General features: G+C 70.9%; 20 protein-coding genes. 8 read left to right on the forward strand and 12 right to left on the reverse strand.

What is annotated here, in order from left to right:
- Nucleotides 1–38 precede the first annotated feature (38 nt).
- From pstS to pstC, 3 genes are read right to left on the reverse strand one after another with little or no spacing between them, the layout of a single operon-like run.
- Nucleotides 39–1,667: a phosphate ABC transporter substrate-binding protein PstS gene (gene pstS / locus ACIBM5_RS22585; RefSeq protein ID WP_396008478.1), complete on the reverse strand. Its 1,629-nt coding sequence runs from the start codon at nucleotides 1,665–1,667 to the stop codon at nucleotides 39–41.
- Entirely contained in the window at nucleotides 1,664–2,845 is a 1,182-nt protein-coding gene (gene pstA, locus ACIBM5_RS22590; protein WP_391581716.1) for a phosphate ABC transporter permease PstA, read from the reverse strand. Before pstA ends, pstS begins: the two co-directional genes overlap by 4 nt.
- A gap of 58 nt (nucleotides 2,846–2,903) precedes the next feature.
- A complete protein-coding gene (gene pstC / locus ACIBM5_RS22595) occupies nucleotides 2,904–3,920 on the reverse strand; it encodes a phosphate ABC transporter permease subunit PstC (protein ID WP_391581715.1) in 1,017 nt (338 codons plus the stop codon).
- Between the two features lie 371 nt (nucleotides 3,921–4,291).
- Here pstC and ACIBM5_RS22600 point away from each other — a divergent pair, with 371 nt between their 5' ends.
- The 4 genes from ACIBM5_RS22600 (at nucleotide 4,292) to ACIBM5_RS22615 (ending at nucleotide 8,316) form a co-directional block, all read left to right on the forward strand.
- Nucleotides 4,292–5,260 carry a PstS family phosphate ABC transporter substrate-binding protein gene (locus ACIBM5_RS22600; protein WP_396008479.1) on the forward strand — a complete coding sequence of 323 codons (969 nt, stop codon included), beginning with the start codon at nucleotides 4,292–4,294 and terminating at the stop codon, nucleotides 5,258–5,260.
- Between the two features lie 171 nt (nucleotides 5,261–5,431).
- Nucleotides 5,432–5,656: a hypothetical protein gene (locus ACIBM5_RS22605; RefSeq protein ID WP_396008480.1), complete on the forward strand. Its 225-nt coding sequence runs from the start codon at nucleotides 5,432–5,434 to the stop codon at nucleotides 5,654–5,656.
- Between the two features lie 179 nt (nucleotides 5,657–5,835).
- A complete protein-coding gene (locus tag ACIBM5_RS22610) occupies nucleotides 5,836–6,609 on the forward strand; it encodes a hypothetical protein (protein WP_396008482.1) in 774 nt (257 codons plus the stop codon).
- Nucleotides 6,610–6,630: 21 nt separating this feature from the next.
- Complete coding sequence (locus ACIBM5_RS22615; RefSeq protein WP_396008483.1) at nucleotides 6,631–8,316, forward strand: hypothetical protein; 1,686 nt, start codon at nucleotides 6,631–6,633, stop codon at nucleotides 8,314–8,316.
- Between the two features lie 140 nt (nucleotides 8,317–8,456).
- On the opposite strand, the gene ACIBM5_RS22620 is transcribed toward ACIBM5_RS22615, so the two are convergent.
- Nucleotides 8,457–9,380 carry an LLM class F420-dependent oxidoreductase gene (locus ACIBM5_RS22620; RefSeq protein ID WP_396008485.1) on the reverse strand — a complete coding sequence of 308 codons (924 nt, stop codon included), beginning with the start codon at nucleotides 9,378–9,380 and terminating at the stop codon, nucleotides 8,457–8,459.
- Nucleotides 9,381–9,446: 66 nt separating this feature from the next.
- On the reverse strand, nucleotides 9,447–9,998 hold the full coding sequence (locus ACIBM5_RS22625; RefSeq protein WP_391581709.1) for a hypothetical protein: 552 nt from the start codon (nucleotides 9,996–9,998) through the stop codon (nucleotides 9,447–9,449).
- Nucleotides 9,999–10,409: 411 nt separating this feature from the next.
- Here ACIBM5_RS22625 and ACIBM5_RS22630 point away from each other — a divergent pair, with 411 nt between their 5' ends.
- A complete protein-coding gene (locus tag ACIBM5_RS22630; RefSeq protein ID WP_396008486.1) occupies nucleotides 10,410–10,766 on the forward strand; it encodes a hypothetical protein in 357 nt (118 codons plus the stop codon).
- Nucleotides 10,763–12,097, forward strand: a complete 1,335-nt coding sequence (locus ACIBM5_RS22635) for a hypothetical protein (RefSeq protein ID WP_396008487.1) — start codon at nucleotides 10,763–10,765, stop codon at nucleotides 12,095–12,097. Before ACIBM5_RS22630 ends, ACIBM5_RS22635 begins: the two co-directional genes overlap by 4 nt.
- A gap of 735 nt (nucleotides 12,098–12,832) precedes the next feature.
- Here the strand turns inward: ACIBM5_RS22635 and ACIBM5_RS22640 are convergent.
- Nucleotides 12,833–14,176: a class I SAM-dependent RNA methyltransferase gene (locus ACIBM5_RS22640; protein WP_396008488.1), complete on the reverse strand. Its 1,344-nt coding sequence runs from the start codon at nucleotides 14,174–14,176 to the stop codon at nucleotides 12,833–12,835.
- Between the two features lie 273 nt (nucleotides 14,177–14,449).
- Nucleotides 14,450–16,519 (reverse strand): APC family permease, encoded by a 2,070-nt coding sequence (locus ACIBM5_RS22645; protein WP_391581705.1) that lies wholly within the window; start codon nucleotides 16,517–16,519, stop codon nucleotides 14,450–14,452.
- Nucleotides 16,520–16,668: 149 nt separating this feature from the next.
- Between ACIBM5_RS22645 and ACIBM5_RS22650 the strand changes: the two genes are divergently transcribed.
- Nucleotides 16,669–17,331, forward strand: a complete 663-nt coding sequence (locus tag ACIBM5_RS22650; protein WP_396008489.1) for an NAD-binding protein — start codon at nucleotides 16,669–16,671, stop codon at nucleotides 17,329–17,331.
- On the forward strand, nucleotides 17,331–17,987 hold the full coding sequence (locus tag ACIBM5_RS22655; RefSeq protein ID WP_078974936.1) for a TrkA family potassium uptake protein: 657 nt from the start codon (nucleotides 17,331–17,333) through the stop codon (nucleotides 17,985–17,987). Before ACIBM5_RS22650 ends, ACIBM5_RS22655 begins: the two co-directional genes overlap by 1 nt.
- Before the next feature lie 124 nt (nucleotides 17,988–18,111).
- On the opposite strand, the gene ACIBM5_RS22660 is transcribed toward ACIBM5_RS22655, so the two are convergent.
- The 5 genes from ACIBM5_RS22660 to ACIBM5_RS22680 all read right to left on the reverse strand — a co-directional run bounded on the left by ACIBM5_RS22660 (nucleotide 18,112) and on the right by ACIBM5_RS22680 (nucleotide 24,350).
- A complete protein-coding gene (locus tag ACIBM5_RS22660) occupies nucleotides 18,112–19,497 on the reverse strand; it encodes a hypothetical protein (RefSeq protein WP_396008490.1) in 1,386 nt (461 codons plus the stop codon).
- Nucleotides 19,498–19,856: 359 nt separating this feature from the next.
- A complete protein-coding gene (locus tag ACIBM5_RS22665; RefSeq protein WP_396008491.1) occupies nucleotides 19,857–20,618 on the reverse strand; it encodes a DUF3159 domain-containing protein in 762 nt (253 codons plus the stop codon).
- 4 nt (nucleotides 20,619–20,622) lie between these two features.
- Nucleotides 20,623–21,024 carry an OB-fold nucleic acid binding domain-containing protein gene (locus ACIBM5_RS22670; protein ID WP_360312941.1) on the reverse strand — a complete coding sequence of 134 codons (402 nt, stop codon included), beginning with the start codon at nucleotides 21,022–21,024 and terminating at the stop codon, nucleotides 20,623–20,625.
- Nucleotides 21,025–21,114: 90 nt separating this feature from the next.
- Nucleotides 21,115–21,789: a response regulator gene (locus tag ACIBM5_RS22675; protein ID WP_360312939.1), complete on the reverse strand. Its 675-nt coding sequence runs from the start codon at nucleotides 21,787–21,789 to the stop codon at nucleotides 21,115–21,117.
- Nucleotides 21,786–24,350 (reverse strand): ATP-binding protein, encoded by a 2,565-nt coding sequence (locus ACIBM5_RS22680; RefSeq protein ID WP_396008492.1) that lies wholly within the window; start codon nucleotides 24,348–24,350, stop codon nucleotides 21,786–21,788. Before ACIBM5_RS22680 ends, ACIBM5_RS22675 begins: the two co-directional genes overlap by 4 nt.
- Nucleotides 24,351–24,370: the final 20 nt, after the last annotated feature.

Raw genomic sequence — 24,370 nt, forward strand, 5'->3', positions numbered from 1 at the left:
CTGCGGCGCACGGACCGGACATCTCCCGGCCACCCGACTCAACCGACATCGGGCCCACCACGCCCTCGGCCGAGGCGGCTGTACAGGAACGGCGCACCGAACACCGCCGCGGCCAGGCAGACCAGGGTGAGTGCGTAGAACCACACCGGTGGCAGCGGTGGCGAGTCGCCGGCCTCCACCGACCCTGCGCTGACCGGCCCGGCGGAGCCGGACTTGTCGCCGCCGGCCAAGACTTCGCCGGTGCCCTGGTCGGTGGTGGCGCCGCCCGTACCGTCCTGGCCTTGACCACCGGGGGTGGCCGCACCGGGCGTGTCACCGGGCTTGGGGGTGTTCGCGTCCCCGTTCGCGTCCCCGTTTGCGTTGCCGTTCCCGTTGTTCTGGTTGTTCCCCCCGCCGGCGGGGTTCTGCTGTTGCTGTTGCTGCTGGTTCTTCTGGTCCGGCGGCACCCAGGCCGGGTCGAAGGTCGGGTTCGGGCAGGCGTCGTATTCCGCCTTGGTCGGCTTGTTCAGGTTCGCCGGCAGCGCGCCCGGGTCCGGCGCGCCGGGGATCGATTTGATGGCGTCGTAGCCGAAGCTCACCAGTTTGGGCGGCAGCGGTGAGTAGCCCAGTCGTGGTGCCTGCCCCTGCCCGGCGCACAGGAAGTACTTGATGAACCTGCCGAGTGTTTCGCCCTTGGACTCGTCGAAGGAGAACTGCTTGGCGGCCGGCACGATCATGTAGCTGTAGCTGGAGATCGGGTAGGCGCGCCGATCCGGGTTGGTGTAGACGTCGTCCAGGATCTGCGTACTGTCCGGGTTCAACCGGGCCTTGGTGAGTGCGATCGACACCGCGTCCGAGGTGGGTTGGGTGTAGACGCCGGCGGCGTTCTTGATCGAGGCCACCGGGAATTGACGCTGGATGGCGTAGGCGGTCTCGACGTAGGTGATCGCGCCTTCGCCGTACCCCGCCGCCACGTAGTTGGCCACGCCTTCGGAACCGGCCTGTGCCTTGGTCGCGCCCTTGACCGGGAACTCCGAGGTCATTCCGCCGGGGAAGAACGGTCGCCAGACGTCGTTGACCTGGTTGGTCAAGAACGCGGTGAACTGGGCGCTGGTGCCGGAGCCGTCGGATCGCACGACCGGGGTGATCGGGGTCGCCGGCAGTGACAGCGCCGGGTTGTCGGCCTTGATCGCCTGGTCGTTCCACACCCTGATGCGATTGGTGAAGATTCCGGCGATGGTGCGCGGGGACAGCTGGAGATTGCGGACCTGCTGACCGCGGATCTTCAGGTTGTACATGAACGAGGTGCCGCCGGCGACGATCGGCAGGTACTTGAACTTGGTGTTCGAGTTGGCCAGGGCCGCGAGTTCGTTGGTGGCCGCGCCGGTGCGGTCGACGTAGTTCCCCTGGAACGGGATCTCGGAGACCGCGAAGTCCACCAGGTGGTTCATGAAGTCGGTGCGGCCGGCGGTGGACCCGTTGGGCGTGTAGTCGACCGCGAGGCCGCGGGCGGCGACGTCGGCCGCCCACTGCATGGTCGCGGGCGAGCTCCAGGTGGAGCCGCTGCCGTGGATACCGGTGGCGGCGGCCGAGGCGGTGCCGGTCGGCAGGGCGAGCAGGGGGACGGCAAGCGCGGACACGATCGCCAGCCGTAGCAGGCGCCCGGGCAGGCGCGTGATCCTGGTCATGAAGTGGGCTCCGGGGTGAGGGACTTGGCGACGGCGGTGGAGCGCCGCCGCTTGCGACGACCGGACTCGCCGGGGGCGCGACCGCCGATCAGGCGCGCGAGCGAGAACAACACGAGGACGATGAGGAGCAAGGTCACGCCGGCTCCCCAGGCGAGGGAGTTGAGCTCGTCGCTGGGCGACTTGTAGTTCACCCAGATGAAGTACGGCAGCGAGGTCTGCACACCGCTGAAGGGGTTCCAGTTCATCCCCGCGCCGCCGCCCGCGACCAGCAGTACGGGCGCGGTCTCGCCGACCACGCGGGCGCAGCCGAGGATGACGGCGGTGACCAGGCCGCTGCGGGCGGTGGGCAGTACGACGTTCCACAGTGTGCGGAACTCCCCCGCGCCCAGTGCCAACGACGCCTCGCGCAGCCCGTTGGGCACCAGGCGCAACACCACCTCGGTGGCGCGCGTGACCACCGGCATCATTTCCACCGACAGTGCCAGGCCGGCGGCGAGGCCGCAGAAGCCCTGGCCGAGCGAGATGACGAAGAAGGCGTAGACGAACAGGCCCGCGACCACCGAGGGAATCGCGGTCATCGCCTCCACGACCACCCGCACCACCACGGCGAACCGGCCGCCGACCTCGTTCATGTAGATGGCGGCGATCACCCCGAGCGGAACGCTCAGCACGATCGCGATGCCCATTTGTTCGAACGTGCCGACGATGGCGTGCGCGGCGCCGACCGCGACCCCGTCGGCGCTGAGCGCACTGAAGTGCCGCTGGGTGGCGGTGAAGAAGTCGGCGTGCAGGATCCGGCCGAAGCCCTTGACGAAGACGTAGCCGATGACGGTGACCACCGTGCCGACCATCAGGGCCGCGCCGGTGGAGATCACCGCGCCGGCCACCCGGTCACTGGCGGCCACTTTGTCCAGGCGCATGCGGGTGGCGATCGCGTACAGCAGCAGGAAGCTCGCGTAGGCGGTGATCAGGTAGCCCTGCCAGCCGGCGACCGGCAGGATCCGCCCGTACAGCACCCACGCGAGGCTCGCGCCGGCGACCGCGGCGCCGAGTGCGACGCCGATGTCGTCGGGGGCCACGCGGCGCAGTGCCACGCGGGTTTCCTCCGGTGGTCGCGGCGCGGGCGCGGGCGGCGGCGCGTCGGGTCCGGGCCGAACGATCGGCTCGGTGACGGTCATCGTCGTGGATCCCCTCGGTGGTGGGTCTGGTGGGGCCGGGGCCGCTGTGCGTCGTTGTTCAGATCTCGGTGGACTTGCCGCTGCGCGAGCGGGCGACAAGGACGCCGGCGACCGTGTTGACGGCGAGGGTGAGGACGAAGAGCGCGAGGCCGGCGGCCATCAGCGCGGAGATCGACTCGGTGTCGGCCTCGCCGTATTTCAGGACGATCAACGAGGAGATCGTCGAACCCTGGCCGTCGAGGATGCGGAAGGAGAAGTCGGTGTTGAACGAGATGATCATCGCGACGGCGATGGTCTCGCCCAGGGCTCGGCCCAGGCCGAGCATGACGCCGCCGATCATGCCGCCGCGTCCGAACGGCAGGACCACCGCGCGGATCACCCCCCAGCGGGTGGCGCCGAGCGCGAGCGCGCCCTCCTTCTCACCGGGCGGCGCCTGGCCGAAGACCTCGCGGCTGACCGAGCAGCAGATCGGGATGACCATGGTGGACACCACGACGCCGGAGATGAACAGCGAGGAGCTGAACTGGCTGTCCACGAAGCGGGCCTTCACGTCGATCGTGCGGATCTCGAAGATCGGCAGGAAGTCCAGGTTGGTGGCCAACCACCGGCTGACCGGGATCAGTTGGGGTTGCAGCACGAAGAAGCCGAAGATGCCGTAGATGATGCTCGGCACCGCGGCCATCAGGTCGACGATCGAGGTGAGCACCCCGCGTAGACGCCGGGGGGCGAACTCGGTGATGTACAGGGCGGCGGTGAGTGCGATCGGCACCGCGACGACGAGCGCGACGATGGCCACGAGGACCGTGCCGGTGAGCAGGCCGCGCACGCCGAAGGTGCCGCTCTTGGGTTCCCACACGTCCTCGGTGAGGAATCCCCAGCCGGCCCGGTCGAGCGCGCTGCTGCCCTGGTAGAGCAGGTAGCCACCGATCGCGGCGAGCAACCCCAGGACCAGGATCGCCACGCCGCGCGTGGTCCAGCGGAACGCGTGATCGGCCCTGGTCCGACGTACCGCGATCCGCCGGGGCGAATCGATGAGTTCCGGCGACTCGGGTGCGAACACGGGCGGGTGTGCCATGGCTTTCGGCTCCTGGAAGCGGGTGGCGAACCGACCTGACCGTTCGTCATGTCGCCCGGCGATCAAGCCGGATGCCCCTCGCCTGGAGACAACCAGAGCGCAGCGCCTCGGCAACTGTCCGCTACGGAAACAACCGGTGCCGAGGGTGTACGGCAGGCGTCGTATCCGTGCCGCAGAGGTTCCGGTGTGTCCGGTTTCCGTTACAGGCGCGGTCCGTTCGCGTCGACGCCTCGCGCAGCCCGATCCCGTTTCCCTGCCGGACATCCCACGACGATCAAGCCGCCGGCAGCGTTGTCGGCGTCGGCCACTGCGGTCGATGGCCAGCAAATGCCAAGAGAGAGTTGAGACTTCGAATGTCCAGCGTCTTCAGCATGCGCAAGACCGCCACCGTACTGGGCACCGCGACCGCCGCCATGGCGCTCGTCGTCGGCGCCAACGCCTCGGCGAACGCGGCCACGTACGTCAACGCCGGTTCGGACACGCTGCAGAACGTCACCGCGGCGCTCACCTCGGACTATGCCGCCAACGTCGACCCGGGTGGCAACAACTGGATAACCGTCAACGCCGGCGTCCCCGCCGGTGGCCAGGCGACCGGCAAGGCCGCCTGTGACACCCAGTACGGTGCCGGCAAGAACCCGTGGCCGAACGGCTCGGGCGCCGGCATCAACGCGCTGCTGGCCGAGCGCGCCGGCACCAGTGCCAACTGCCTGAGCTTCGTCCGCTCCTCGCGTGGCCCGAAGGCCGGCACCCCCGAGACCACGCTGACCTTCACCCGGGTCGCCGGCGACGCCGTCACCTGGGCGACCAAGAAGGTCGGCGCGCCCGCCGGCCTGACCTCGGCGCAGCTGCACGGCATCTACGACTGCTCGATCACCAACTGGAGCCAGATCAACCCGAGCCTGTCGGGTGCGATCCAAAAGCACATCCCGCAGGCCGGTTCCGGTACCCGCCAGGAGTTCATCGACAAGGTGCTCGGTGGCTTCGACCCGACCTCGGCGGCCAACGGTGCCTGCGCCGCGACCGTGATCCAGACCGCGCAGGAGAACCGCGGCGACGCGCCGCAGATCACCTCGACCGACGCGATCATCCCGTTCTCGCAGGCCGCGTACGGCGAGCAGACCAACCCCGCGTCGGGCGTGACCAACCACACCAACGGCTTCACCCCGCGCAGCATCGACGGCAAGGCGCCGAACGCGAGCGGCTTCGTCGGCAACCGCAACGTGTACTTCGTCTACGACCCGGCCGACACCGAGAGCGACACGGACACCATCGCGTTCATCAACTGGGCCAAGGCCCCGGCGCAGCAGGCGATCTGGACCACCTTCGGTTTCGTCGTCTGACCCACGCCCGACCTGCCCAAAATCACGTGATCGGTGGCGGGCCGTCTCGGGTCGGGGGACCCGGGACGGCTTGTCCCCGCACGATTCCGGCGTGACCGCCGGTGGTTTCGACCCCGGCAAGTCGGCGCGTCATGGCGCACACGGCCCGGGAGCACTGCGTGGCCTCGCGGCATGGGCGGTGTCGATCCGACTGCGCCGATCAACGGCTCATCTGGCCACACCGTGTATCGCGTTCACGACTGCGGCGACGGCGACGATCACGTCACTGTTGCCGACTTCATCGCCTGGGCCGCGGCTGCGGAACAGCGAGCGATCGAAAGCACTTTCGGCTTCGCTCCCCGATCGATGCCTCACGAACCGGATCCGCGACCGTACGACGCGGAGCCGAGTTCGTGATCGGTCTCTCGACTTCACTTCCGACTTCACGTCCGAAGTCCCCGCGCCTCGTGTTCACCCTCCGGTGACGGATCGCTCATCCGTCCGCCATCGCGAGCCCCTGACGTTTCCCCGGCGGATGCCCAGCAGGCCGCCGCGTGCTGTTTTGCTCGAACCCACTGACCCCGGAAGGGCATTTCATGAAGCTCCGTCGTCTGCTCGCGCTCACGGTCGCGGTTCCGGCCGCGCTCGCGATCGCCTCCGTGCCGGCCATCGCCACGGATGCCGCTCCCTCCTCGTCCGCGACCGCCGAGCAGGGCACCGTCAAGGTGAGCCCGCTGTACGGCCCGGCCGACGCGACCGGCAAGGCGACCGTCCGCGCGAGCGTTCCGTGTGGTCCCGACGCGACCGCGTTCCGGTTCGTCGTGCGTTCGCCCAACGCCAACGAGCGCGTCTTCGGTGGCTCGTTCCTGGGCACCCCGCTGCCGGCCGACAAGGTCGCGGACACCGCGGTCGTCGGCCTGCGGGCGCTGTTCCCGCTCGGCTCCGCCACGCAGGAAGGCGTCGCGCACAAGCTCGTCGCCCAGTGCTACACGACGAGCGCCGACGGTGTGCTGACCATCACCGAGCCCGCGTCGGTCGACCTGAGGGTCAACGGCGGTGTGTGGAGCTCGCTTTCGCCCGAGGCCCGCGCGCTGCCGAGCAAGCTCGGCGCGCTGCGCTTCGGTCTGGTCCTGTTCCGCGGCTTCGCGCCCGGTGAGCACGTGGACGGCGCCGTGCGCACCGGCGACGGCGTCTCCGTCCCGGTCTCGCTGCAGCCGCAGATCGCGCCCGACGGCACCTGGGGCGGCGCGCTGCTGACGCTTCCGGCGACCGTGACCGACGGTTCCTACACGCTCGTGCTCTCCGGCACGGACTCGAAGGCGACCACCTCGGTCGCGATCACCCTCGACTCGTCCCGCCTGTGGTGGTGACGCGGCGTCGGTGACAACGCCTTGGGCCGCCGGGATTCGTCCCGGTGGCCCACGTGCGATCCGTCCCCGTTTTCCTTTCTTCTCAACGGAGTTGACCAGATGAGCCTAAGACTCGCGCGCGTGCTGGCGTCGTGCGGAGCCGGGCTGCTCGTAATGTCGGCGATGCCGACGCTCGCGGCGGCGGCCGACCCGGGCTCCCCGACACCGACGATCATCGTCGCTCCGGGCACCGGAAAGATCGACACCAAGGTCACGATGAAGGCGAATGTGCCGTGTGCGGCACCGGCCACCAACTTCCGGTGGACGGTCTCCGGAGGCACTCTGGCCACGCCCCGTCTGATCGGCGGTGAAACCGGTGATCCGCTGCCCGCCGACCGGATCCCCGACCGCCCCTTGCCGATCCGGTTGTTCCTGGCGGGAACCGACCTCACCGGCACCTTCAAGTTGACCGCACAGTGCGTGGACGACATCGGCACCTTGCTGAGCGAACCGGCCTCGGTCGACATCACGACCGCCGACGGAGCGGATGGCAAGACGTGGAGCGTGGCCGCGCCGCCCACCACCACGCCTCCGACCACCACTCCGCCGACCACGACCCCGCCGACCGACAGCGACGTCCTCACGATCAGTCCGGGCACGGGCGACCTTTCGCAGAAGGTGACCATCACCTCGGCGAAGGCATGCCCCGTCGGGGCGACCAAGGCCCTCTTCTGGCGGACCCTGCCCGGTGGGGGCAACGTCCGGCTGGGCTCGTTCAGCCCCATCACGCTGCCCGAGGACCGAAAGCCGGTGCTCTCCCCGCCGGCCCAGCTCATCGTCAACGCACTCCCGGGCGACCACCGCGTCCGCGTGCAATGCCTCGACGACAACTCGGCCGTTGTGGTGGACGATCTCGCGCACGCGGACGTGCGGATGACGGGCAACACGTGGAGCGTCGTCGCCACGGTTTCCCCGAGTGTGGTCTTCGACGCGGGGATTCGCATCCCGGATGCGACCGGCGTCGTAGTGAACTACAGCCTGTCGCTGACGAACTTCCCCCCGAACACGCCGTTCAAGGCCGTGATCACCAGGAAGAACGACACGTCCTTCGGCCCGGTCGAGTTGCGATCGGACACGACGGATGCCCATGGGTTGTTCTCGGCCACCCTCGCCATCTTCCCTCGGGACGCGGCCCCCTGGACCGACGGCGACTACGTCCTGACGGTCACCACCTCCGAGACCGGGCCCAAGGTCGAACTCCCCTTCAAAATCGAACTCGCGCACGCCGGGGCCACCAACGGCTCGACGGCCGGCACCACCACGGGCACCACGACCGGTACGACGACGGGCACCACCACCGGAACGACGTCCGGAACCACCACCGGCACCACGGCCGGAACCACCGCCGGTGACACTGCCGGTGACACTGCCGGAAGCACGACCGGCACCACCGCCGGCGACACCGCCGGAACCACCACCGGTACGACCACGGGCACCACGGCCGGCACCGGTTCCGGGACTTCCGCCGGAAGCGGTAACGGCGGTGGCGGCGGTGCTCTCGCGCACACCGGGGCCCTGCTGGACCCGCGGCTGCTGGGCACCGCCGGTGGCACGCTCCTGATGGTCGGCGGCGTCATGTGGTACCGCGCACGTGGCACCCGCAGCGCGCTGCTTGCCGGCAGCGGCACCTTCGGCAAGGACGACGGGGACACGCCCGCGACCGTCTGACGACGAGGGAACACACCAAGCGACCGCCCGCAATGGCCACCCGGGCGGTGGGGTGAGAGAGGGGCTCTGTCGCAGCGCACGGGCTGCGACAGGGCCCTTTCCCCCTGCCCGGACGGCTCCGGGCCGGTCGGCCCGTGGGCTCAGCCGAGTTGGGGCATCACCTCCGAGGCGATCAGCTCCAGGTGGTCCAGGTCGTGCAGGTCGAGGATCTGGAAGTAGATCCGGGTCGAACCGATCTCGGCGAACCGGCCGATCTTGTCGACCACTTCGGCGGGCGAGCCGGCCAGGCCGTTCTCCTTGAGTTCGGCGGTTTCGCGGCCGATCACCGCGGCGCGCCGGGCCACCTCGGCGTCGTCCTTGCCCACGCAGGCCACGAGCGCGTTCGAGAAGACCATGTCCTCGGCCTTGCGGCCGTGCTCGACGAGCGCGTCGCGCACCCGGCCGAACTGCTGCGCGCTCGTCTGCGCCGATCCGAACGGGATGTTGAACTCGTTCGCGAAGCGCGCGGCCAGCGCCGGCGTGCGCTTGGCGCCGAAGCCGCCGATCAGGATCGGCGGGTGCGGGTGCTGGGCGGGCTTGGGCAGCGCGGGCGAGTCGGCCAGCGAGTAGTAGCGCCCGGCGTAGTCGAAGGTGTCGCCGACCGGGGTGTCCCAAAGCCCGGTCAGGATCTGCAGCTGCTCCTCCAGCCGGCCGAACTTCTCGCGCGGGAACGGGATCCCGTATGCGGTGTGCTCCTGCTCGAACCAGCCGGCGCCGAGGCCCAGTTCGACCCGACCGCCGGACATCGCGTCGACCTGCGCGACCTGGATCGCGAGCACGCCGGGCAGGCGGAACGTCGCCGCCGTCATCAGTGTGCCCAGCCGGATGCGCTTGGTCTCCCGGGCCAATCCGGCCAGGGTGATCCACGCGTCGGTGGGACCGGGTAGGCCCTCGCCGCTCATGTGCAGATAGTGGTCCGAGCGGAAGAAGGCCCCGAAGCCGAGGTCTTCGGTGGCCCTGGCCACGCTCAGGAGCGTGTCGTAGGTCGCGCCCTGCTGGGGTTCGGTGAAAATACGAAGATCCATGTGCCCATCCTCTCTTGAGGACGCGCACCACGCCGGACCCGATCGCCTGCGCCACGCGGGAGTCGATCATGCGAGCCGCGCCGGAAACGGCAGCACGTGTGCCGTGCCGCGTCGCCGGCGCGGCGGGATCGCGGGGGCGTGCCGATGCGGTCGACCCGACCAGGTCGCGGTCTCCTCGGCCGCACGCAGCCGAACCAGGTTGCGGAAGACGATCGCCCACGCGGCCGCACAGGCCCGGCGCTGGGCGGGCGCCAACCGCGCCCAGTCCCCGCAGGGGTTGTCCGCCACCCCCTGCCGGGCCAGCAGGGTGAGCACCTTGGCCACTCTCCCGAGCACCCGGGCGGCGCCCGCGATCGGCACACCCGCCGGATCCCCGCCCGGCAGCGGAACGACGGTGTCGGCGTCGGGGCCCACGATCCGGCCGATGATCTCCCGGGCGTCCCCGAGTTCGTCGGCGACCCGACACAGGCAGCCGCCCCGGTCCGGCTCGCCGCTCCACGCGTGCACCACTTCCTGCACGGTGTGCAGCGCGAGTGCGACGGCGGCCAGCGCGCGTGGCGTGGAATCGACGGTGGCCAGCTCGTCGTCCAGTTCGGCGAAGGTCTCGATGGTGTGCATGGTCGCTCCCTCGTGTGGTGCTTGTCCGGCTCGCCCGGAGTGCCGTCCGGTGTGTTCACGACGTGTCCAGGTTGCGCCCGAGCGGCGGACGAATCGCCCACCATCGAACAATCTGTGGACAACCAAGCGGATTTTTGCGGGGTTTCACTCTTCGGGGTGATGTGGCTCCGGGTTGTCCACAGGGAGCCGGCACACAGGGTGACCGTGTGCCAACCTGATCGTTTCCCGAGAGGGCGCCTCGATCGACTCCCGAACGAGCGTCGCTTTCCCGCCGGCCCGGCCACCCGAGGGCCACCGGCAACCAGGCGCCCAGGCACACCGGAACACACGCACGAGCAGGCAGCAGGCAGCAGGCAGCAGGCAGCAGGCAGCACGAGCACAGGGCTCAAGCACACATCAGGGGGTGGTGGCATGTCCCGCACCGACGGCGAAGGCACGACGGGCTACACGGTCGATACCGGCGAACTGCACGGACTCGTCCGGCGCTTGCACAACATCGGCACCGACTACCTGGCGCGCGGCTGCTTCGCCGAGCCCGCCCGGGTCGCGGCCGACACCGCGCTGGGCACCGACGCCCTGGGCGCGCTCCCGGGCGCCGCCGAGTTGACCGACCGGCACCGCCGCGCGTCGGCCCGAATGGTCGAGCTCCTGGCGCAGATCCGCGCCGAGTTGGCCACCACCCGCACCGAACTCGGCCGCACCGCCGACCGGTTCACCGCCACCGAGACCGAGGTGGGCACCCTGCTGCGTACGGCGGCCCCGCGATGAGCGCCCCCGACGCCGTGGACGCCTACGCGGCGATCCACGCGGCCCGGCCCGGCGAGGTCGGCGCGGCGGCCGACGGCTGGCGGCTGGCCGCCGCCCGGCTGGGCGAGTTGCGCGACGCGCTCGCCGAGACCGGCCGGCGCGGCGCGCAGATCTGGACCGGTGGCGGCGCCGAGCGCTTCACCGCACGCTGTCAGGCGCTGGCCGACGCCGCCGATCGGCTCGCCGCCCAGGGCGCCGCGCTGCACGAGCACCTCGACGAGGCGGCCCGCGCCCTGCGCCAGGCCCAGGAGCGCGCCACCGACCCCACGGCCGCCCAGGCCGCCGCCGCGCGCCTGGAGGGCGTATATCGCGACCTCGGCGAGCGGCTGTCCGGCCGGCCCCTGCCGGCGCGCGCCGACGCCGCGTCGGGAGCGACGCAACCGGCCACGACCGGCGGCATCCCGAACCCGACCCACCCGTGCACCGCGGCCACCGCCTCGACGACCGAGCCCGCCGGTCCGGCCGGCCCCGTCGATCCCCTCAATCCCGTCGATCGGGCCTCCCCCGAAGTCGTCCCCACGGCGACGGACACGCCGAACCGACCCTCGCCGCCGTCGAACGCCACCTCGCCGGAGTCCTGCGAACCACCCGAAACCCCGGCGCTCCCGGCACCTCCGGCACCCGCGGCACCTGCCGTATCCCCGGCATCCGACGTGCTCGCCGTACCCGAAGTGCCCGCGCCACCGCCTCCGTCCGCTCCGGTGGCCACCTGCGTGGCCGCCACCCCGCCGGCCCCGCTCCCACCCGATCCCCCGGCCGCCCCGGCGGCAACGGCTCTCCTCCCGCCGCCTGCGGTCGCCTGCGCGCCCTCGCCCGCGCCGCCGGCACCCGCAGTCGTGGGCACCCCGCTGTCCCGCGAACCGCGCCGGGTGCAGCCGGCCGGGATCGGCCCTCGCGTACGCCGCCCGGCTCCACCGCCCTCGGCCCCGATCGCCCCGGTGACCGGCATTCGGGTCGCCCCCGGCCTACGCGGCGACAGCGGTATCGGCGATCACCCGGCGGCCACCCACGACGCCGCGCACGCCTCGCACGCCGCCGGACCCGTCTCCGACCTCCTCGGCGGCACCGCCCGGGACGGCGCCTCCCTCACCCCCATGTCACCCACGTGGGTGACCGCCCCCACCACGTCCACCACGTCCACCACGTCCACCACCCCCACCACCGGCGGCGCCCCCACCACCCCATCCACATCGACCCGCCCACGCCCCCGCCCCCGCCCCGGCAGCCGCTACGCCACCCACCCGGCCGAAGCCTGGTGGACCGACCCACAAACACCCCCGCACCCGACGTGACCGGTACCGCGCCCGAGCACCTCGACACCCACGCCCCGAGCGCGTGCCCCTGCGCCGCCACCATGGAGCCACCAGGGCACCCGGGCACCCGGTCCGGACAGCCGGACCCGGTCCGACGCACCGTCCGACATCACGCCCCGGCTCCAAGTCCCTTCCGGCGCACAGGTGTTGCACACCCGGTGCGCGCATGGGTCCGCCCGCGGGCCGGTGCTACCGGCGTATCCGTTCAAAATGCCGATCCCCGCTCGTACCCGCCCCCGGGCGGCCGAGTCGAGTCCGCCGACATCCTCGCGCCGGCCACCGACCGCCGCCCGGTTCAACCCGTCCCCGACCGGCTACCCATCGGCCCGCACCCGGGACGGCGCAGTATGGGCGGCCGCGGGTCCGATCGCGACCGCATGCCTGGTACCGATCCCGGCCCACACCGGATCGGTCGGCGAATCGGCCGTGTTCGGCACGACCACTCGCAACACGCAACGGCCGCCCCGACCTTGATCGGGGCGGCCGCTTCGAGCGCCGACCACGCGCCACACGCACCAGGGCGCCCATGCACCGCGCGAACCCTCAGCGCAACGCACGCAACGCGACACACACAACGGTCTCCGGATACTCAACGGGCTCAGCGCGCTAGACGCGCTAGACGCGTCAACGCACCGCCCGCCCCCTCGACACCGCTACCCGCTACCCCCGGCCCCCGGCCTCCGGCCCCCGACACCGCTACCACTACCGCTACCGCTACCGCCGAGGTCGCGCCGCCCGAGGCGCCGGCTCCAGGATCGCCACCGACTCCACGTGATGCGTGTTCGGGAACAGGTCGAACGACCGCACCGACCGCAGCTTGAACCCGAAGCCCGCGAAATACGCCACGTCCCGCGCCAGCGCCGCCGGGTCGCACGCCACGTACGCGACCCGACGCGGGGTCAGTCGCGCGATCCGCTCGACGACCGCCTTGCCCGCACCCGCGCGCGGCGGGTCGAGCACCACGATGTCGGCGCGGCGCAGGAAACCGGCCCTGCTCAACACCTTCTCCACCGTGCCGGTCTCGAAGCGCGCGCCCGGCACGTCCCGAAGGTTGTGGATCGCGTCCTCGACCGCCTGCTTGGAGCTCTCGATCCCGATGATCGTGTCGCTGTCCGCCAGCCGCTCGGAGATCGCGCCCGCGAACAGCCCGACCCCGCAGTACAGGTCGAGCGCCAGGTCGCCCGGTCGCGGCTCCAGCCCTTCCACGACGGCCTGCACGAGCACGTCGGCCGCGGCCGGGTGCACCTGCCAGAAGCCGCCCGCCGAGACCTTCCAGGTGCGTCCCGCGGCCACCTCGCGCACCGCCGGTCGGCCGTGCACCTTGCGGACCCGGCCCTTGTCGTCGGCCCGGAACACCGACACCGCGCGGTTCAGCTCGACGATCGGCATCCGACCGTCCGCGCCCTCGGCGGGCACCACGGTGACCGCGCGGTCCAGCGAGCCGGTCGCGGAGACCGCCTCGACCGAGGCCACGCCGGGCCACTCGTGCGCCTCGATGCCCAGTTCCTCGACGCCGGGCGCCGCGATCGGGCAGGAGTCGATCGGCTGCACGTCGTGCGAGCGGTGCTTGCGCAGCCCCGCGCGGCCGGTGGCCGGGTCCACGGTGAACTGCACGCGGGTGCGCCAGCCGAGGCCCTCGGCCATCCCGGGCGGGCTGTCCACGGCCTCGACCTCGACGTGCACGTCGACCTTGCCGAGCCGCAACAACTGCTCGGCCACCACGTCCGCCTTGAGCCGGCGCTGCGCCGCGGGCGTGGCGTGCTGCCAGTCGCAGCCACCGCACATGCCGGGCCCGGCCACCGGGCACGCGGGGGTGATCCGGTCCGGGGAAGCGGCCAGCACCTCGACCACGTCGCCGCGCAGGAAGCGCGAGGTGGGCCCACCGTCGGTGATCTGCACGACGGCCCGCTCGCCCGGGAGCCCGTGCCGGACGAAGATGACGCGGCCCTCGTGGCGGGCCACGCAGTGCCCGCCGTGAGCGACCGGGCCGATCTCGACCTCGTACCGCTCACCCCGCAGGGACTGGTCCGATTCGGGGGTGGTCGATCCGACAGGCACGGCACTCCTCGTACAGCTCGTACAACATCGACAGGTTTCGGTGGTCCCTCGGCCGGCGGCGCCCGACGGCGACGCCCGGGGACGACACGGCGACACAAAGAAAGCGCCTCACGGAGGTGGGCGCGCATCCAGGGTAGTCCCTACCCGAAGAAGCCGCGCCCACCGTCGTGACACGCCGTCCACACACCCGCCGCCGCGCACTGCCGCGCACCGCCGATCAACCGATACCGCCCGCCCACCGGATGGCACCAGCCGCTCAACGCACCCGCACGCTCACGACTGCCCACCCGATCGATTCTCCGGCCGACTCTCCGGCCGCTCCCCCGCCCCCCGCTTGCCGTCCCCACCCCGCGGCGTCCGCGCCGGCCCGCGGCGCACCGACCCGGGCGCGATCCACGCCTTGGGCTCCTTGAGCCGCTCGGACGACTCCAGCTGCCACGGCACCGAGGTGACCATGACACCCGGCGTGAACAACAGCCGACCCTTGAGCCGCAGCGCACTCTGGTTGTGCAGGATCTGCTCGTACCAGCGCCCGACCACGTACTCGGGGATGTACACGTTCACCACGTCGCGCGGGCTGGACCGGCGCACCGACTTCACGTACTCGATCACCGGTCGGGTGATCTCGCGGTACGGCGAATCGAGCACCTTGAGCGGCACCTCTATGCCGCGCTCGTCCCACTCCCGGCGCAGCGCCTCGGTCTCGGCCGGGTCGACGTTGACGGTGACCGCCTCGACCACGTTGGGCCGCGAGTACCGCGCGTACGCCAGTGCCCGCAGGGACGGCTTGTGCAGCTTGGACACCAGCACGATCGCGTGCACGCGCGAGGGCAGCTTGGTGTCGTCGATCTCGACCGCGGCCAGCTCGGCGGCGACCCGGTCGTAGTGCCGGCGGATCTGCTTCATCAGCAGGAACAGCACGGCCATCGCCGCTATCGCGATCCAGGCGCCCTGGGCGAACTTGGTCACCAGCACGATCACGAGCACCGTGCCGGTCATGAACAGGCCGAACGCGTTGATCACCCGGCTGCGCATCATCCGGCCGCGGGCGGCCGGGTCGGTCTCGGTCTTCAGGTGCCGGGTCCAGTGCCGGATCATGCCCGCCTGGCTCATCGTGAAGGACACGAAGACGCCGACGACGTAGAGCTGGATCAGCTTGGTGGGTTCGGCGTCGAACGCGATGATCAGCACGATCGCGAACGCGGCCAGCATGATGATGCCGTTGCTGAACGCGAGCCGGTCGCCGCGCGTGTGCAGTTGCCGGGGCAGGTAGCGGTCCTGGGCCAGGATCGAGCCGAGCACCGGGAAGCCGTTGAACGCGGTGTTGGCGGCCAGGATCAGGATCAGGCCGGTGACCGCGAGCACCAGGTAGAACAGCGGCGACGCGAACGTACCGCCGAAGACCGCGTCGGCGACCTGCGCCACCACGGTCTTTTGTTCGTAGTCGGCGGGTGCTCCCTGGATCTGACTGGCCGGGTTCTCCGCGAATCGCACCTTCGTCATGTTGGCCAGCGCCAGCATGCCCATCAGCATGGTCACCGAGATGGTGCCCATCAGCAGCAGCGTGGAGGCGGCGTTCTTGCTCTTGGGCTTGCGAAACGCCGGGACGCCGTTGCTGATCGCCTCGACACCGGTGAGCGCCGCACAACCGGAGGAGAAGGTGCGCAGCAGCAGGAACACGAGCGCGAAACCGCTGAAGCTGTCCTCGGCCTCGATGTGGAATCCGGCGCTCTCGGCCTCCATGTTCGCGCCGGCGGCGCCGCGGATCAGACCGAACAGCGTCATCCCCAGGATGGCCGCCATGAACGCGTAGGTGGGAACCGCGAAGAGCTTGCCCGACTCGCGGACACCGCGCAGGTTCATCGCCATCAACAACAGCACCAGGCCGACGGCCAACAGCACCTTGTGCGATTGCAGCGCGGGCACCGCGGAGGCCATGTTGGCCACCCCCGAGGAGACCGACACCGCCACGGTCAGCACGTAGTCGACCAGCAGCGCGCTACCGACCGTCAAACCGGCGTTGGGCCCAAGGTTGACGCTCGCGACCTCGTAGTCACCGCCGCCGCTGGGGTAGGCGTGCACGTTCTGGCGGTAGGAGGCCACGACGGTCAGCATGACCACGACGACGGCCAGACCGACCTTCCACGAGAAGTGGTAGGTCGCCATTCCCGCCATGGAAAGGGTGAGCAGGATCTCGTCCGGCGCGTACGCGACGGAGGACAGTGCGTCGGAGGCGAAAATGGGCAGCGCGATGCGCTTCGGCAGGAGCGTCTCGGACAGCTTGTCGCTGCGCAGGGCTCGGCCGACAAGGATGCGTTTGGACAGATCGGTCAGTCTTGACACGCAGGTGATCGTAAGCCCAACGACTTTCCCCGGGTCGGGGGCATGCCGTATGGCGCCCACGTGTAACGTCTCGGCGAGGTCTGCCACCCTGGTAACACCACAAACGAGCATCAGACCGGGCACAACGGACCAAATCCGGAAGGACGGCCGTGCACATCGTCATCATGGGCTGCGGGCGCGTGGGTTCCACGCTGGCCCAGACGCTCGAGGAACTGGGGCATTCGGTGGCGGTCATCGACCGCGATCCGTCCGCGTTCCGCCGGTTGGGGTCGCACTTCTCCGGCCGCCGGATCAAGGGCATCGGCTTCGACCAGGACACCCTGCGCGAGGCCGGCATAGAAGAGGCCGGCGCATTCGCGGCGGTCAGCAGCGGCGACAACTCCAACATCATCGCGGCGCGGGTGGCCCGTGAGACCTTCGGCGTGGAGAACGTCGCCGCGCGGATCTACGACCCGCGGCGGGCCGAGGTCTACGAACGCCTGGGCATCCCGACGGTGGCCACCGTGCGCTGGACCGCGGACCAGATGTTGCGCCGGCTGCTGCCCAGTGGCGCGGAGCCGCTGTGGCGCGACCCGTCCGGGAGCGTGCAGCTGGCCGAGGTACACGTGAACTCGGCGTGGGTGGGCCACCGGGTCACCCGGCTCGAACAGGCATCCGGCGCCCGCGTCGCCTTCATCACCCGTTTGGGCGAAGGCATCCTGCCCACCTCCGAGACCGTGATCCAGGAGGGCGACCTCGTGCATGTGGTCATGCACCAGGCGGATGTGGCCGCCGTCGAGGCGGCCTTCGAAAAAGCGCCGGAGGAGAGCTGATGCGGGTCGCAATCGCGGGCGCGGGTGCGGTGGGTCGCTCCATCGCGGCCGAGTTGTTGGAGAACGGCCACGAGGTCCTGCTCGTCGACAAGGCACCGGACGCCATCAAGGTGGACAGCGTGCCGCAGGCCGAGTGGCTGCTCGCCGACGCGTGTGAGATCTCCTCGCTCGACGAGGCCGCGCTGCAGCGCTGCAACGTGGTGATCGCGGCCACCGGTGACGACAAGGTCAACCTGGTCGTCTCGCTGCTGGCCAAGACCGAGTACGGGGTGCCGCGTGTGGTCGCCCGGGTGAACAACCCGAAGAACGAGTGGCTGTTCAACGAGGCGTGGGGCGTGGACGTCGCGGTGTCCACGCCGCGACTGATGTCGGCACTGGTGGAGGAGGCGGTCAGCGTCGGCGACCTGGTCCGCCTGATGCGGTTCAGCCAGGGCGACGCCAACCTGGTCGAGTTGACCCTCCCGGGCGACGCCGCCCTCGTCGGCACGCGCGTCGGTGACGTGGCGTGGCCCGAGGACACGGCGCTCGTGACGATCATCCGCGAGGGCCGGGTGCTGGTTCCCGGCAAGGACGACTCGCTCGAGGCCGGCGACGAACTGCTGTTCGTCGCGGCGCCGCATCGCGAAGAGGAACTGGAAGAGCTGCTGTCGGCCTGACCGACGACGGGGCCGAAGGCCCGATCGACGACGGGACCGGAAGAGACGACGGGACCGCACGAGACGACGACGCGACCGCGAGAGCCGGCGTCGGGTCGACCGGCGGCTCCGGTGGAGCGAACGCTCAGGCGGCGGCCAGGTCACCCATGACCTGGTCCGCCTCCTCGTTGAATGCGCGCGCGATCGGCTCCTTGTCGTAGGGGCGCAGCCGCCTGCGGAAGTCCGCGAGGAAGTCGTCGCACTGGGCGGACGAGAGGTTGCCCGCGATCCGCAGCGCCTCGGTGGCCTTGCCGCAGGCCGCGTCCAGGTCGCCCTGGGCCAGGTGGGCCGCGGCCATGAAGGTGGTGTCCTGCGCACACCGGCGGGACGCGCCGGCCCGGCGCAGTTTGATCGACTCGCCCGCGAAGTCGTGGATCTTGTCCGGCAGGCCGAGGTCGCGATGGCTGTGCGCGAACTCGTGTTGCAGCTCGGATTCGTCGAAGTAGTTGCACCAGGACGGCTCGTCCTCGATCGTTCCGGCTGCGTCCAGGTGCCGTTCGGCGATTCCCATCGCCCGTTCGCACGCGCGTCGATCGCCCAGCGCCGCATGCCCGCGCGCCTCCATCGCGGCCACGATCGCCCGCGCCCGCGGGCCCAGCCTGGCGCCGGCGCCCTGTTCGGCGGCCCGGGCCAGTTGCACCGCCTCCCAGCCGTGCCCCAGGTACACCGACTGGCAGGCCATGTTGGCCATCACGTACGCCCCGTACGCCGGGTCGTCGGCCGCCTGGGCCAGCCGCAGCGCCTGGATGTGGTAGCGCTGGGCGAGCGCGTGCCGGCCGGAATCGAAGGACAACCAGCCCGCCAGTTCGGTGAGTTCGGCGACCGCGCGGAACAGTCGGCGCCCCACCTCCTCCCCGTAGGAGCCGGCCAGCTTGGTGCGGGCGACGCCGTTGAGGTGGTTGACGACGGTGTCCCGCAGATCCCCGCCGCCCTGTGCCCGGTCGAGCCGGCGAAAGGCCAGGACGGTCTGGTGGATGCGTAGGACGTCCGCGTCGCGCACGGTGGTGGGGCCGCGCGAGGCGAGCTTCTCGGGCTCACCCTCGGCCCGGGACGCGGTCGACCAGAACAGCGCGGGAGCGGCGAACGCCCCCACGCCGAAGGCCGTGTTGGCCAGGAAGGTACGGCGGTTCATGTCTCTCTCCGACAATTCGGCCACGGCGTGTCTGACTTCGGCCGCGGTCCGGGCGACTTTCAGCCCGTCGAAGGGGTCGGGGTTCGGTGGCCGCCGGTCGTGCAGCCCCAGGTCCGCGACCGTGAGTTCGCTTCCCAGGCGCCGGCCGAGAGCCTCGGCCAACAGCTCCGGAATCGGCCAGCGCGGCTGCGCACCTTCCAGCCAACGGGCCACCGAGGTGTGACTGCACCCGAGGTGCAGCCCGCGTCGCTCGGCGACCGCGTTGACCCAACGGGCCAGTTCACGCCGGGAGAGACCGGCTTCCGCTACCAATGCGATGAGGTCACCGTTTCCGGCCACCGTCCCCGCCTCCTTCGTCCACTGGAGGTCTAACGGGGACGCTAATCGCACGGTTACGGGATCATGCGGGAATAGCCGATTGGACCGCACATGGCCCAAATTCTCCGGAATCGACTGTGGCGAGTCACCCGGATGATCACTTGGTGGTCACTCGGCTGATCGTCTCGAAACCCCGCAACCGCCGGGGACGGTACGGCAAAAATCGTCTGCCATCGCCCGACGACGCGAACCACGCGGCCGGCGGATCACCCCAAGGCGAGCCGGGGCACGCACCGCCCGGCCCGCCCGCATCGATCGCCACCACTGCCGGCCCGATCCCGCCGAAGCCGTCCCGGCCCCGCGTCGAGCCGGCCCGTCACTCAATCCGCGACGCGGTCTTCCCGTCGCTCGTCCCGCGGCTCGACCACCGGCGCACCCTCGCCCTCCGCCGAGCCGGCCGTGGCATCCTCGTCGTCCTCGTCGTCCGCCTTCACCGGCGGCGGCGCCTTGGACATGATCAGCCAGGTGATGTAGCAGACCACCAGGAACGGCGGCACGCCCAGGGCGACTTTCGCGATGCCCAGAGCGGTGACGTTGCCGGTCCAGTAGATCGGGATCTGGATCACGATCCGCAACACGAACATGACGAACCAGACCCAGGTGGCCTTGCGGTACGCCGCGTACCGGGCGGGGTTCTGTCGCCACGTGAAGTTCTCGCCCAGCGCCGGGCCGAGCACGACACCGATGATCGGCCAGCGCACCAGGATCGAGATCAGGTAGGCGAGCGCGTACCCGCCGGAGAGGAACATCCCGAACGCGTAGAAGTTCTCGGCCTTGCCGGACTTGACCGCGATCCAGCCGGCCAGCGCGACGCCCAGGAAGCCGCCGAGCGCGTGTTGCAGGGTCTCCCGGCGCGCGATCCGCACGATGGCGAACGCCAGCGCGACGCCGCCGGCGGTCATCGCCGAGGTCCAGGTGGAGTGGCTGATCGTGAAGGCGATCACGAAGACCAGCCCCGGCACGGTCATGTCGATCATGCCGCGCACACCGCCGAAGGCGGCGATCATCGAGGCCGCGCTGTCGGTGGGGGCCGGCTGCTCGCCGGCCGCATCGGACGCGGGTTTTTCCATGTGGGCGGTCACTCGTTCACTCTCGGCCGACGGGGCGCAGCTCGTACCTGGGGTTGAACAGGACGGGGCGGCCCGCAGTGGTGCTCACCCGCCCGTGGGCGACCAATTGCCGCCCCGGCTCGATCCCGGCTATCCGCCGTCGACCGAGCCAGACCACCGACAGCGCGGCCGATCCGTCGTACAGCTCGGCCTCGAGCGCGGGCACCCCCGCCCGCGGCCGGAAGGTCACCGTCCGCAGCGTGCCCCCGACCGTGATCAGGTCGCGCTCGACCACGTCCACGATCTTGGTGCAGCCGAGCCGCTGGGTGTCGTGCAGCAGCTCCTCGGCGTGCAATTCCTCATGCGTGGACGTCCACCGATCCAGCATCCGCCGCAATCGCCCGGACCGACGCTCCACCCCGGCTGCGCTACCACTCATGCCGGCAAGGGTACCGCCTATCCGAGGGCCCTCCGCTGCCCGAAAGCGCCCGGTCGGGCGGGCCGTCGCCGGACCGGGCGGGGCCGCGCACTATCCCTCGAAGCGATAACCCATCCCCGGCTCGGTCAGCAGATGCCGAGGGTGCGAGGGGTCGTGCTCCAGCTTGCGACGCAACTGGGCCATGTAGACGCGCAGGTAGTTCGTCTCCGTCCCGTACTGCGGTCCCCACACCTCCTGCAACAGCGCGCGCTGGCTGACCAGCCGACCGGCGTGCCGCACCAGCACCTCCAACAGGTGCCACTCGGTCGGGGTGAGCCGCACGTCGGCGCCGTCCCGGGAGACCCGTTTGGCCGCGAGATCCACCGTGAACGACTCGGTGACCACGACCGGCGCCTCCTCCTCGGGCACCGCGCGCCGCACCGCCGCCCGCAGCCGGGCGAGCAACTCGTCCATCCCGAACGGCTTGGTCACGTAGTCGTCCGCGCCCGCGTCCAGCGCCGCGACCTTCTCCGCCGACGCGTGCCGCGCGGACAACACGATGATCGGGATCCTGGTCCAGCCGCGCAGTCCCTTGATCACCTCGACCCCGTCGATGTCCGGCAGACCCAGGTCGAGCAGCACCACGTCCGGATGCCGATCGGCGGCGGCGGTCAGCGCGGCGGTGCCGTCCCCCGCGGTGTCCACGTCATAGCCTCGGGCCTTGAGGTTGATGGCCAGGGCCCGCACGATCTGTGGCTCGTCGTCGACGACCAGGACCCGTGTCATCGCTGTTCCTCCCAAGTGGTCCGCTCCTCGCCCGCGGGGGTTCGCCCCTCGGCTTCGCCCGTGCCCGCGAGCCCGGCCGTCCGCAACGCCAGCACCATCGTCAGTCCTCCGCCGGGGGTGTCCTCGGCCGTCAGCGAGCCGTCCATGGCTTCGGCGAAGCCGCGCGCGACCGCCAGCCCAAGTCCCACCCCATTGCCCTTCGGGGCGTCGCCCAAGCGCTGGAACGGCTCGAAGATCCGCTCCTTGGACTCGTCCGGCACGCCGGGCCCGCGGTCGGCCACCCGCAGCTCGACCCGATCCCTCAGCGCGCCCGCCGACACGTGCACCCGGCGGCCCGGCGGGTTGTGCTTGACCGCGTTCTCGATCACGTTGGCGAGCACCCGCTCCAGCAAACCCGCGTCCGCGCACACCGCGGGCAGCGTCTCGGGGATGTCCAGCGCCACCCGGTCCTCGGCGACGCCGGCCAACGCACCCGGCACCACCTCGTCCAGGCCGATGTCGCCCATCAGCGGGGTCACCGTCCCGGTCTGCAACCGGCTCATGTCCAGCAGGTTCCCGATCAGCGTGTCCAGCCGGTCCGCGCCGAACTCGATCGCCGCCAACAACTCGGCCTCGTCCTCCTCCGACCAACTCACGTCCTCCGCCCGCAGGCTGGACACGCTCGCCTTGATCGTGGCCAGCGGCGTGCGCAGGTCGTGCGAGACCGCGGCCAGCAGCGCGGTCCTGATCCGGTTGCCCTCCTTGAGCCGGCGCGCCTGGGACGCCTCGGCCAGCAACTGCCGGCGCTCCAGCACCACCGCGGCCTGCGCGGCGAACGCCCCGAGCACCCGGCGGTCCTCGGCGGGCAGCACCCGCCCCGACAACGCCAGTGCCAACGAGTCGGACACCGGCACGTCCACGTCGGCGTCCTCGGGCCGAACCGCCGGATGCGGCCCCACGCTGCCCACGCACAACCACGGGCTGTGGTGCTCCTCGCGCTGGAGCAGCGCCACCGACTCCATCCCGAACGTCTCGCGCACCCGGTCGAGCAGCGCCGGCAGCGCCTGCTCGCCGCGCAGCACACTGCCCGCCAGGAAGCTCAGCGTCTGCGCCTCGGCCTGACTTCGCGCGGCCTGATGCGTACGTCTGGCCGCCAGGTCCACCACCGAAGCCACCGACAGCGCGACCAGCACGAAGATGCCCAGCGCGAGCATGTTCTCCGGGTCGTCGATGGTCAGGTTGTGCAGCGGCGGGGTGAAGTAGTAGTTCAGCAGGAACGAGGACACCACGGCGGTGAGCACCGACGCCCACAACCCGCCGAGCAGCGCGACCGCGACGGTGACCGTCAGGAACAACAACATCTCGGTGGACAGGCCGTGGCTGTCGCGGGTCGCGTCCAGCGTGTAGGTGAGCGCGACCGGGCCGATCACGGTCACCGCCCACGACGCGATCCGCCGGCCGCGCCCGAGCGGGGAGCGTGTCGGGCGCAGCACCCGTCCCACGCCCGCGTGCTCGTGGGTGACGATGTGCGTGTCGATGTCGCCGGACTGCGCGGCGACGGTGGCGCCCACACCCGGGCCGAACAGGTACTGCCAGGGCTTGCGCCGGCTGCTGCCGAGCACTATCTGCGTCGCGTTCACCCCGCGCGCGAAGGACAGCAGCGCGGTGGGCACGTTCTCGCCGACCACCGAGTGGAAGGTGCCGCCGAGCGACTCGACCAGCGCGCGCTGCCTGGCCAGCGACTCCGGGGAGGCGCCGGTGAGGCCGTCGCTGCGCGAGACGTAGACCGCGAGCAGTTCGCCGCCGGAGCCGCGAGTCGCTATCCGAGCGGCTCGACGCAGGAGCGTTTCCCCCTCCGGGCCGCCGGTGAGCCCGACCACGATCCGCTCCCGGGCCGGCCAGGTGGCGTCGATCCGGTGCTCGCTGCGGTACTGCTGGAGGTATTCGTCCACCCGGTCCGCGGTCCACAGCAGCGCGAGTTCGCGCAGTGCGGTCAGGTTGCCGACCCGGAAGTAGTTGGACAGGGCCGCGTCGACCTTTTCCGGCGCGTACACGTTGCCGTGCGCCATCCGCCGGCGCAGCGCCTCCGGGGCCATGTCGACCAGTTCGATCTGGTCGGCCCGGCGGGCCACCTCGTCGGGCACGGTCTCGCGCTGTGGAACGCCGGTGATCGACTCGACCACGTCGTTGAGCGATTCGAGGTGTTGCACGTTCACCGTCGAGATCACGTCGATCCCGGCATCGAGGAGTTCCTCGATGTCCTGCCAGCGCTTCTCGTTGCGCGAACCGGGCACATTGGTGTGCGCGAGTTCGTCCACGAGGGCGATTCTGGGCCGCCGGGCGAGCACGGCGTCCACGTCCATCTCGGTGAACGAGCCGCCTCGGTGGATCATGTCCCGCCGGGGGACGACCTCCAGACCTTCAAGTGCTTCCTCGGTGGTGGGGCGGCCGTGGCACTCCACGAAACCGACCACGACGTCGCTGCCGCGCCTGCGCCGACGTTGCCCCTCGCCCAACATCGCGTAGGTCTTGCCGACGCCGGGCGCCGCACCGAGATAGATCCGGAGCTTGCCGCGTGCCATGTCACCCATTCTCTGCCTCG

The sequence above is a fragment of the Embleya sp. NPDC050493 genome, from assembly GCF_044458105.1.
Classification (GTDB): Bacteria; Actinomycetota; Actinomycetes; order Streptomycetales; family Streptomycetaceae; genus Embleya.

Bases quoted from the DNA above. Each gene is read 5' to 3' on its own strand.
- pstS (WP_396008478.1), bottom strand. From the start codon at position 1,667: ATGACCAGGATCACGCGCCTGCCCGGGCGCCTGCTACGGCTGGCGATC.
- pstA (WP_391581716.1), bottom strand. From the start codon at position 2,845: ATGACCGTCACCGAGCCGATCGTTCGGCCCGGACCCGACGCGCCGCCG.
- pstC (WP_391581715.1), bottom strand. From the start codon at position 3,920: ATGGCACACCCGCCCGTGTTCGCACCCGAGTCGCCGGAACTCATCGAT.
- ACIBM5_RS22600 (WP_396008479.1), top strand. From the start codon at position 4,292: ATGCGCAAGACCGCCACCGTACTGGGCACCGCGACCGCCGCCATGGCG.
- ACIBM5_RS22605 (WP_396008480.1), top strand. From the start codon at position 5,432: ATGGGCGGTGTCGATCCGACTGCGCCGATCAACGGCTCATCTGGCCAC.
- ACIBM5_RS22610 (WP_396008482.1), top strand. From the start codon at position 5,836: ATGAAGCTCCGTCGTCTGCTCGCGCTCACGGTCGCGGTTCCGGCCGCG.
- ACIBM5_RS22620 (WP_396008485.1), bottom strand. From the start codon at position 9,380: ATGGATCTTCGTATTTTCACCGAACCCCAGCAGGGCGCGACCTACGAC.
- ACIBM5_RS22625 (WP_391581709.1), bottom strand. From the start codon at position 9,998: ATGCACACCATCGAGACCTTCGCCGAACTGGACGACGAGCTGGCCACC.
- ACIBM5_RS22630 (WP_396008486.1), top strand. From the start codon at position 10,410: ATGTCCCGCACCGACGGCGAAGGCACGACGGGCTACACGGTCGATACC.
- ACIBM5_RS22635 (WP_396008487.1), top strand. From the start codon at position 10,763: ATGAGCGCCCCCGACGCCGTGGACGCCTACGCGGCGATCCACGCGGCC.
- ACIBM5_RS22655 (WP_078974936.1), top strand. From the start codon at position 17,331: ATGCGGGTCGCAATCGCGGGCGCGGGTGCGGTGGGTCGCTCCATCGCG.
- ACIBM5_RS22670 (WP_360312941.1), bottom strand. From the start codon at position 21,024: ATGAGTGGTAGCGCAGCCGGGGTGGAGCGTCGGTCCGGGCGATTGCGG.
- ACIBM5_RS22675 (WP_360312939.1), bottom strand. From the start codon at position 21,789: ATGACACGGGTCCTGGTCGTCGACGACGAGCCACAGATCGTGCGGGCC.
- ACIBM5_RS22680 (WP_396008492.1), bottom strand. From the start codon at position 24,350: ATGGCACGCGGCAAGCTCCGGATCTATCTCGGTGCGGCGCCCGGCGTC.